Source organism: Pseudomonas sp. ICMP 3272 (genome assembly GCF_001466905.1).
GTDB lineage: Bacteria > Pseudomonadota > Gammaproteobacteria > Pseudomonadales > Pseudomonadaceae > Aquipseudomonas > Aquipseudomonas amygdali.
Map to the genome: position 1 here is coordinate 1 of NZ_LKEK01000093.1, position 5,550 is coordinate 5,550.

Below are 5,550 nucleotides of genomic sequence, written 5' to 3' on the forward strand. Positions count from 1 at the left end.
TTGTCTCCCGGGTTATCTTCCCGAGCGACCACTACCGCCTCCTTGACCCCGGCGCAATTGCCCAGACAGGCTTCGACTTCCCCAAGCTCGATACGGAAACCGCGCACTTTGACCTGGAAGTCGTTACGGCCGAGGTATTCAATACGGCCGTCAGCCATGTAGCGCGCCAGGTCACCGGTTTTGTACATCCGGGCATCAGGGCTGTTGCTGAACGGATCCGCCAGGAAGCGTTCGGCGTTGACCTCTTCAAGGTTCAGGTAGCCGCGTGCCACGCCGTCGCCACCGATGAAAATCTCACCGGCCACGCCGTATGGCACTGGCTGCTGCTGAGCATCAAGCAGGTAGATACGGGTGTTGATGCCAGCCGCAGCGTCATGACTTACATAGGCGGCGGTGCAGGAAACGGTGGCCTCGGTCGGACCATAGGTGTTGATCAAGCGGGTATGCGCCGGGCGCACCTCATCCCAGAGCTTGAGTTTCTGTGCCGATAATGCGTCGCCGGTGACGTTGATAAGGCGCACCTCAGCCAGGCGTTGTTCAGCAGCCTGCGGTTGGTTGTGCCACTCAGCCACCAGCGTATGCCAATGCGCGGCGGTCAAGTGCAGGACGGTTGGGTAGATGCCGTGATTTTCACTGCCCTCACTGCCGAAGATCTCGCGGCTCGGCGCCAGGGTGGCACCGGCCAGGAGTGCCGGGAAAATCTCCTCTACCGAGAGGTCGAAGTTAAGGGTGTTTTGTTGCAGCACAGTGTCGGTTGGGGACAGATCAAACAGGCGTGCAGCATCGACGCTGTAGTTGACCAGACCACGGTGTTCAATCATCACGCCCTTCGGATTGCCAGTGGAACCCGAGGTGTAGATCACATAGGCCAGGTTGCGCACGCCGAGGGCTTGCACCACCGGGTTGTCGTCACGCTCGGTAAACGTGCTGCGCTGATCATCGTCGAGCAACACCAGTGGCAAGCTCAGAGTCGGCAGATATTCCTGCAAGTGACGCTGTGTCAGCAACGCCGACGGCGTACTGTCTTCGATCATGTAGGCCAGGCGCTCGGCCGGGTAGGCCGGGTCCAGTGGCACGTAAGCCGCTCCGGCCTTGAGCACACCCAGCAGGCCGATCATCATTTCCACGCCGCGGTCGACGCAGATCGCCACTCGATCATCCGGGCCGATGCCCAGGCCGATCAGGTGGTGAGCCAGACGGTTGGCCTGACGGTTCAACTCGGCATAGCTCAAGCGCTGCGCTTGGAAAGCTACGGCGATGGCGTCAGGTTGCGCCTGTACCTGTGCTTCAAACAGGTGCTGAATGCACAGGTCAGTCGGGTAGTCCTGGCGGGTCTGGTTGAAGGTCTCCAACAACCGGTTACGCTCGGCGGCGGGCAGAACATCCAGCTGCGTAACGGCCATCTGCGGTGTATGCGCCAGCGCGTCGGTCAATTGCTCCAGTGCGCACTGCATCATGGCGCACAGGCGTTGCGGGTCCGCGGGCTGCACACCGTGTATCACCAGGCTGAGCTCACTACCGTAATCGTCGACCGACAAGCACAGCGGGTAGTTGGTGCGTTCGGCGCTGTCGAGCAGGCGCATGCCCGGCCATTGCAACTGGCTGTCCTTGCCCTGATGCCGGTAGTTGAGAAGGCTGGAGAACAACGGCACCGCCGTGGCCACGCTACTGCAACGCTGAGCCAGGGCCAATGATGCCTGCTCGTGGCTCAGTAACTCGCTGAGATCACGATGGGTGGCCATGAGCAGTTCCTGGACACCTTGTGTGGCCAATTGCACGCGAACCGGCAGGGTGTTCATGAACATGCCCATGGCCCGCTCGGCACCGACCGTACCTTGCAGACGACCGGTCACCACGGTGCCGAACACCACATCATCGCGGCCGGTACAGCGGGCCAGCACCTGAGCCCAGGCGACATGAAACAGCACAGCCGGGGACATGCCGCGTTCCCGCGTCTGAGTGCGGATACGTACGCAAAGGTCACTGCTCAATGCCAGCTCGGCTTCTTCAACGTCATTGCCGTCGCCCTGAACTTCCAGCAGTTCGAAAGGAGCGGTGGGTGAATCAACATCAGCCAGGCGGCGGGTGAAGTAAGCTTCGTGGGCACTTGAAGGGCTGGCGAGGGCCTGTGCGACAAACTCCCGATAAGGCTGCGGTGGCAGCAGGTCTGCGCTCTGGCCTTGCATCAGCAGGCGAATTTCTTCGAGTATGAGCTCCAGAGTGACGTGATCGCTGACCATGTGGTGATCAAGCAGCGCCAGTAGCCAACGATCCGAGTGTGGGTCGCCAGCAATGTAGGCCAGTAGCAGCGGGGCCTGTCGCAGGTCCAGGCTAAGACGATTGGGATCAGTGAGACGATCCACCTGGCTGAGTGCGTCTTCGTCCGGCGTCAGCGTGAGGGTATGTACCGCGAATTGCGCCTGGCGGTGCACCACTTGCACCGCTTGTGACAGGCCGATCCAATGTACCGAACTGCGCAGGACATCATGGCGGTCGATAACCGTTTGCAGGCCCTCAAGAAAGGCGTCAAGACGCGCACGGCTGTCGAACTCGATCGTAGAGCGCATCAGGTAGGCGTCGCGTTCACGATTCAGCAGGTAATGGAACAGGATGCCTTCTTGAAGCGGTGCCAGCGGATAGATGTCCTGGATATTGGCGGCTCCACCCGGAACGGCCGAGGTAATCAGTTCAATCTCATCAACGCTCAGTTCCACCAGCGGCAACATGTCTGGCGTTAATTGCGTGCAGTCGGCCGGGATCCGGTTAGCCGGTGCCTGGAACAGGGCTTGTTTATCCTGACTGATAGCCAAGGCCATTTCACGCACGCTGGGCGCAGTGAATACAGTCTTTACGTTGAGATTCAGGCCGCGCTTGCGCAGACGCTCGATCAGCGAGACGGCCAGCAGTGAGTGGCCACCCAGTTCGAAGAAATGGTCGTGACGGCTTACCTGCTCAATGCCCAACAGGTCTTGCCAGATAGCCGCGATCTGCTCTTCGGTTTCGCCTTGTGGGGCTTCATAGCCACGGCTGATCAGTGCATCGGCTTGCGGGGCTGGCAAGGCCTTGCGATCCAGCTTGCGGTTCGGCGTCAACGGCAAGGCGTCGAGGATCACGAACGCGCTCGGCAGCATGTACTCGGCCAGTTGCGGTGCCAGTTCGGCACGCAGTTCAGCAGTTGTAAGCTGGCTTTGCGGCTGTGCAACCACATAGGCCACCAGGCGTTTGTCTCCCGGATTATCTTCCCGGGCGACCACTACCGCCTCCTTGACCCCGGCGCAATTGCCCAGACGGGCTTCGATTTCGCCCAGTTCGATACGGAAACCACGCACCTTGACCTGGAAGTCGTTACGGCCCAGGTATTCAATACGGCCGTCGGCCATGTAGCGCGCCAGGTCGCCGGTTTTGTACATCCTCGCGTCAGGGCTGTTGCTGAACGGATCCGCCAGGAAGCGCTCGGCATTAACCTCTTCAAGATTCAGGTAACCCCGCGCCACGCCGTCGCCACCGATGAAAATCTCACCGGCCACGCCGTATGGCACTGGCTGCTGCTGAGCATCGAGCAGGTAGATACGGGTGTTGGCCATCGGCTTGCCGATGGTCGCGTTGCCGCTGCCTTCGCTGCCGGCCACGGCGTCATGGCTGACGTAGGCGGCGGTGCAGGAAACGGTGGCCTCGGTCGGACCGTACGTGTTGATCAGGCGAGTGTGTGCCGGGCGCATCTCGTCCCAGAGCTTGAGCTTCTGTGCCGACAGTGCGTCACCCGTGACGTTGATCAAGCGCACATGCTGCAGACGTTGCTCAGCGACCTGCGGTTGGTTGTGCCACTCGGCCACCAGCGTATGCCAGTGCGCGGCGGTCAGGTGCAGGACGGTGAGTTGAATGCCGTGACTTTCAGTGCCTTCGCTGCCGAAGATATCGCTGCTTGGTGCCAGAGTGGCACCAGCCAGCAAGGCCGGGAAGATTTCCTCCACCGACAGGTCGAAGTTCAGGGTGTTCTGTTGCAGCACGGTGTCGGTTGGGGACAGAGCAAAAAGCCGCGCGGCATCAATGCTGTAGTTGACCAGACCACGGTGTTCGATCATCACGCCCTTCGGATTGCCAGTGGAACCCGAGGTGTAGATCACATAGGCCAGGTTGCGCGCACCGAGGGCTTGCACCACCGGGTTGTCGTCACGCTCGGTAAACGTGCTGCGCTGATCGTCGTCGAGCAATACCAGCGGCAAGGCCAGAGTCGGCAGATACCCCTGCAAGTGGCTCTGTGTCAGCAACGCCGACGGCGTACTGTCTTCGATCATGTAGGCCAGGCGCTCGGCCGGGTAGGCCGGGTCCAGTGGCACGTAAGCCGCTCCGGCCTTGAGCACACCGAGCAGGCCGACCATCATTTCCACGCCGCGCTCGACGCAGATCGCCACCCGATCATCCGGGCCGATGCCCATGCCAATCAGATGATGCGCCAGACGGTTGGCCTGACGGTTCAATTCGGCATAGCTCAAGCGCTGCGCCTGGAAAGCCACGGCGATGGCATCAGGTTGGGTGCGTACCTGCGCTTCAAAAAGGTGCTGAATGCACAGGTCAGTCGGGTAGTCCTGGCGGGTCTGGTTGAAGGTCTCCAACAGCCGATTGCGCTCGGCGGCGGGCAGCACATCCAGCTGCGTAACGGCCATCTGCGGCGTGTGCGCCAGCGCGTCGGTCAATTGCTCCAGTGCACACTGCATCATGGCGCACAGGCGTTGCGGGTCCGCGGGCTGCACGCTGTGTATCAACAGGCCGAGGTCACTGCCGTAATCGTTAACCGACAAGCACAACGGGTAATTGGTGCGCTCAGAGCTGTCGAGCAAGCGCATGCCCGGCCATTGCAACTGGCTGTCCTTGCCCTGATGCCGGTAGTTGAGCAGGCTGGAGAACAACGGCACCGCCGTGGCCACGCTACTGCAACGCTGGGCGAGGGCCAATGATGCCTGCTCGTGGCTCAGTAATTCGCTGAGATCACGGTGGGTGGCCATGACCAGTTCCTGGGCGCCTTGCGTGGCCAGTTGCGCGCGAACCGGCAGGGTGTTCATGAACATGCCCATGGCCCGCTCGGCGCCGAACGTACCTTGCAGGCGGCCGGTGACCACGGTGCCGAACACCACATCATCGCGACCGGTACAACGGGCCAGCACCTGAGCCCAGGCAACGTGGAACAGAACCGCCGGGGACATGCCGCGCTCCCGGGCCTGAGTGCGGATACGTGCGCAGAGGTCACTGCTCAATGCCAGTTCGGCCTCTTCAACGTCATTGCCGTCGCCCTGAACTTCCAGCAGTTCGAACGGAGCGGTGGGTGAGTCAACATCAGCCAGACGGCGGGTGAAGTAGGCTTCGTGGGCACTTGAAGGGCTGGCGAGGGCCTGTGCGACAAACTCCCGATAAGGCTGCGGTGGCAGCAGGTCTGCGCTCTGGCCTTGCATCAGCAGGCGAATTTCTTCGACTATGAGTTCCAGGGTGGTGTGGTCGCTGATCATGTGGTGATCAATCAGCGCCAGTAGCCAACGATCCGAGTGTGGGTCGCCA

Annotated in this window: 1 protein-coding gene; it reads right to left on the reverse strand. The window is 61.2% G+C overall.

The genetic code is table 11. The features are described 5' to 3' along the window. A partial coding sequence (locus AO068_RS23280) for a non-ribosomal peptide synthetase (RefSeq protein WP_152999765.1) occupies positions 1–5,550 on the reverse strand: 5,550 nt, incomplete at both ends.